Genomic DNA, 4,468 nt, shown 5'->3' with positions numbered 1-4,468 from the left:
CTAAACATTCTTTGTAAAAAATATCAGATGAAACTATGTGTAGATTGTATAAGCTCAATTGGAGCAATACCAATAAATTTGAAGGATGTATATTTTGCAAGTGGTGTTAGCGGAAAAGCGATTAAATCATATACAGGATTATCTTTCGTTTTTCATAACCACATTGTAAAAGTAAACGAGGCAGTACCTGCTTATATGGACATTGGTATGTACGAAGAAAATGAAAGTATCCCATACTCCCATTCATGGAATTTAATTTATGCATTGCAAGAAGCATTAAAAATATTTGAAGATGAAATGGTATTTGAAAAAATAAAAGAGACGTATACATATATTGAACAAGCTATTACTAATATGGGTTTAAATCTTGTTTCATCTAAAGAACATGCCGCGCCAATTATAGTTACCATTCAATTAAATGAAGATCAGTCTTCTAAGGCGCTAGGTGATGCGTTAGCGTTACAAGGATATATTGTTCATTATGAATCAGCGTATTTACAAAAGAATAACTGGATCCAAATTGCATGCCTGAATCATTACAAAGAACGTGATATGAAAAGGATGTTGAATTGTTTACACAGATGTACATTAAAGAATGGCGTACATATATGAGCAATGATTTTTGAACATAGTTGGTTGCGTATAAAGGGATTATTACTTACGAAAACTTAAAAATGAGACAAACAGTAGATTATAAATTATTAGAAGAGGTGTTAGCATGATAACTAAAAAACTACCATTACATATAGCAGACATTAAAAAAGCTCAAAACATTTTAGACAGAAATGCTCGTAAAACTCCTTTAGTAAAATCATTTTATTTGACTAGTAAAACAGGCGGAGAAATTCACTTGAAATTAGAAAATATGCAATTAACGGGTTCTTTTAAATTTCGTGGTGCGTTTAATAAAATGTCGCAGCTTACAGAACTAGAAAAAGAGAGAGGTGTAATTGCATGTTCGGCAGGTAATCATGCGCAAGGAATTGCTTTATCTGCTCATTTACTTGGTATTAAGAGTAAAATTGTGATGCCGATTTCTGCACCGAAGGCGAAAGTTGAAGCAACTAGAGGATACGGGTCAGAAGTGATTTTATATGGTGAAACTTTTGATGATGCGAAGGCAAAATGTGAGGAGATTATTAGGGAAACAGGTGAAACATACTTACATCCATATGATGATGTAGAGGTAATGGCTGGTCAAGGTACAATTGGTTTGGACATTCTTGATGATATGTGGGATGTTGATACGGTCATTGTACCAATTGGCGGAGGTGGAATTATTTCTGGAATTGCTGTTGCATTAAAATCTTTTAATCCATCCATTAATATAATTGGTGTACAAGCAGAAAATGTTCATGGGATGAAGGCATCTTATGACAAAGGCACGATTGTAGAACATTATGAGGCACCTACTATAGCAGATGGTTGCGCAGTTAAAATACCAGGCGAATTAACTTTTGAAGTTGTAAAAGAATTAGTAGATGATATTGTAACAGTGTCAGAAGGTGAATTAGAAGTAGCGATGAAAGACTTATTACAGCGTGGTAAAGCCGTTGTAGAAGGTGCAGGTGCATTAGCTACTGCTGCTCTACTTGCAGGGAAAGTGGATAAATATATTAAAGGGAAAAAAGTAGTAGCGGTTATATCTGGTGGGAACGTAGACTTGCAACGTATATCAAGTGTTTGTGAGCAATTTTTTGTAGCTAATGAAGTGAAATAGTATTTAAATAACATAAATTTTATGAAAGCAGAGCTAAGAAAACTAATCTTAGCTCTTACTTTTTGTCTACTGTATAGTAAATTATTATATGTAATCGTCTATATTCAAAGATAACTCAAATAATTATATCAATATTGTCGAAACAGAAACAGAAATTTAATATAATGGTTTTAATGTATGAATGAGCTGTTAGGAGGATAGGCCATGAATAAGGAAGAACAGGTCATGAACGGTTTCAGGGAATTATATAATAAGATGGTTTGGCTAAATAAGGATAAGATGGAAGCAGGTCTGAAGGGTTTTAAGTCTTCTGAAGTACATTGTATTGAATATATTGAAAACAATACAGATTCTAACGTGACACAACTTGCAGAGGCTTTTTATGTGACTCGCGGTGCAATAAGTAGAATGACTAAGAAGCTCATAAAAAAAGGCCTTATCGAAAGTTACCAGAAATCAGAGAATAAAAAAGAGATCTATTTTAGGCTTACTGAACAAGGGAAAGAAATATATAAAATTCACGAAGAGTTGCACAATGAGTTTCAAGAGCGGGATAAAGCTGTATTTGAGCAAGTAACCGAGGCAGAATTCGACAGTATAATTAACTTCGTGGAAAAGTATAGTAGGCATTTGGATGCAGAAATAAAGAAACAAGGTATACATATTAAGTCATAATAAAGTTGAAGCATTCGGGCTTTTACGGGTAGTTAATCCCGAAAACTAACTTATTTTCCCGTTCATGCGGGATACATTTAAATAATAAAAAGGTAGCCTGTTTATAGTAAGGCTACCTTTTTATTATTGTATTTTTGTTGACTAATCAACAAAATGTTTTAAGGAGAGAAGTTAAATGTCTATTTTTAAATCACAAAATGAAAGCGAAACTGAAAAAAACATAGATAAACATGCTTTAATATTTGGCCTTATTTCTGTATTTCTTTGTGGAATAGGTTTCAGTATTATAATGCCTGTAGTGCCATTCTTAGTGCAGCCTTATATAAGTAGTCCGGAAGAACAGGCTCTAGTTGTTACGCTACTGACCTCTGTTTATGCTGTCTGCGTATTTTTCGTTGCTCCTGTACTCGGAGCTTTGAGCGATAAATATGGCCGTCGTCCATTACTTTTAATATGCCTTTTCGGTTCTGCAATCGGGTACTTAGTTTTTGGTATAGGAGGGGCTTTATGGGGTACTATTTGCTGGACGCATAATAGAAGGTATAACAGGCGGGAGTATAAGTACAATTTTCGCATATTTTGCAGATATCATTCCTCCAGAACAGAGAACGAAATACTTTGGATGGGTGAGTGCGGTGGTAGGTGTAGGAACCATCATTGGTCCAACTCTTGGGGGATTACTTGCCAAGTTTGGTCATTCTGTACCTTTATATTTTGGAGCGCTCATAACTTTATTAAATGTTTTATATGGGATGAAATATATGCCTGAGAGTCTTGACAAAAATAATAGGTTGAAAGAGATTACTTTTGTAAGGTTAAATCCTTTTGCACAGCTTGCAAACATACTTTCCATGAAAAACTTAAAATGGTTACTTGTCTCAGCGTTTTTACTTTGGATACCTAACGGATCTTTACAAGCAATTTTCACACAATTTACGATGGATATTTTTAGCTGGAAGCCTGCACTAATCGGACTTATGTTTTCAATTATGGGCTTTCAAGACATCATTTCACAAGCTTTTATAATGCCAAAGCTTTTGATCAAGCTTAGTGATAAACAAATAGCAATTCTTGGGATGGTTTCGGAGATTATTGGCTACAGTTTTATTGCTGCATCTGCTTTGTTTTCCCAATATCCTCTTCTTATCATTGGAATGTTAATGTTTGGCTTTGGTGATTCAATTTTCGGACCTTCATTCAATGGGATGCTCTCAAAGTCTGTCGATTCTAGTGAACAAGGAAGGATTCAAGGTGGAAGCCAATCTATTCAAGCTTTAGCAAGAATGATTGGTCCTATCATTGGAGGGCAAATCTATGTAACACTTGGTCATGCTGCACCTGCTTTTATGGGGATGATTCTTATAGTAGTTGCAATAGCAGTTTTGTATAAAGGGACACATGTAACTGTATAAACTATCTGCACTATTATGGTCTTTCTTTATATAAGAATGTCTCTACGGGAATCTTTCCTGAATGAATTGTATAACAGATAAATATAAGAACAAATCATAGGGTGTCAGAACTTAGGAACAAGTACTGGCCCCTATTTGTTTACAGTTTGAGAGCTAAGAAAAATTAAGAATTTATTCTGTAATGCTCTCATGGTGAAGGTTAAATAGAACTATCAATAATTAAAGTTAGCTTTTTTGAAAGTAAAAAGCTATGTAAATGACTAGATAGTTTAATTATGCTTGTGCTGAAGTAAATAATGACTCCATTTTTACTTTGCTCTTTTCTCGAATTTCACTGTCCGCATGGCGCATTACAAATTTATGCGCTATAGCGATTGCTAAAACATCATCTAATAAGCCGATCCCAATAATAGCAGCTATATCTGGAATGAAGTCGATTGCTAATACGTAATAAGATAAAGCAGCTAATATTATGAATTTCGCTTTAGTAGGTAACCCTTTTTTTCTCATTGTGTAGTATAAAATAATACTTTCATATACGCTTGATTTCCCGAGGTTTGCTGAGCTTTTTTTGAATTTTTTCCAAAGTGTCTGTTTCTCCATATAAACACTCCTTTTACAAAAACATAGATTTTTTAAAAGGATGGACAAAGAAGCGAAA

General features: G+C 34.2%; 4 protein-coding genes and 1 pseudogene. 4 read left to right on the top strand and 1 reads right to left on the bottom strand.

The window, feature by feature from the left end:
* From AB3X49_RS18275 to AB3X49_RS18260, 4 genes and pseudogenes are all read left to right on the top strand, one after another.
* Window positions 1-612: pyridoxal-phosphate-dependent aminotransferase family protein (locus AB3X49_RS18275; protein WP_483298788.1), on the top strand; the 612-nt coding region annotated here is incomplete at its 5' end.
* 106 nt (window positions 613-718) lie between these two features.
* Window positions 719-1,720, top strand: coding sequence for a bifunctional threonine ammonia-lyase/L-serine ammonia-lyase TdcB (gene tdcB / locus AB3X49_RS18270; protein WP_367963848.1), 1,002 nt, complete (start codon window positions 719-721; stop codon window positions 1,718-1,720).
* Between the two features lie 204 nt (window positions 1,721-1,924).
* Complete coding sequence (locus tag AB3X49_RS18265; RefSeq protein ID WP_215556353.1) at window positions 1,925-2,395, top strand: MarR family transcriptional regulator; 471 nt, start codon at window positions 1,925-1,927, stop codon at window positions 2,393-2,395.
* 175 nt (window positions 2,396-2,570) lie between these two features.
* Window positions 2,571-3,807 (top strand): annotated as a pseudogene (locus AB3X49_RS18260) (MFS transporter).
* A gap of 273 nt (window positions 3,808-4,080) precedes the next feature.
* Here AB3X49_RS18260 and AB3X49_RS18255 read toward each other — a convergent pair.
* Complete coding sequence (locus AB3X49_RS18255; protein WP_078174372.1) at window positions 4,081-4,410, bottom strand: YkvA family protein; 330 nt, start codon at window positions 4,408-4,410, stop codon at window positions 4,081-4,083.
* Between the last annotated feature and the right edge of the window lie 58 nt (window positions 4,411-4,468).

The sequence above is a fragment of the Bacillus sp. C30 genome, assembly GCF_040838255.1.
GTDB classification, from domain to species: domain Bacteria; phylum Bacillota; class Bacilli; order Bacillales; family Bacillaceae_G; genus Bacillus_A; species Bacillus_A mycoides.
The sequence above is the reverse complement of the archived record's forward strand: the minus strand, read 5'-3'. Positions and strand labels throughout refer to the sequence as shown.

Coding starts and splice junctions, on each gene's coding strand:
- tdcB (WP_367963848.1), top strand. CDS start 719: ATGATAACTAAAAAACTACCATTACATATAGCAGACATTAAAAAAGCT.
- AB3X49_RS18265 (WP_215556353.1), top strand. CDS start 1,925: ATGAATAAGGAAGAACAGGTCATGAACGGTTTCAGGGAATTATATAAT.
- AB3X49_RS18255 (WP_078174372.1), bottom strand. CDS start 4,410: ATGGAGAAACAGACACTTTGGAAAAAATTCAAAAAAAGCTCAGCAAAC.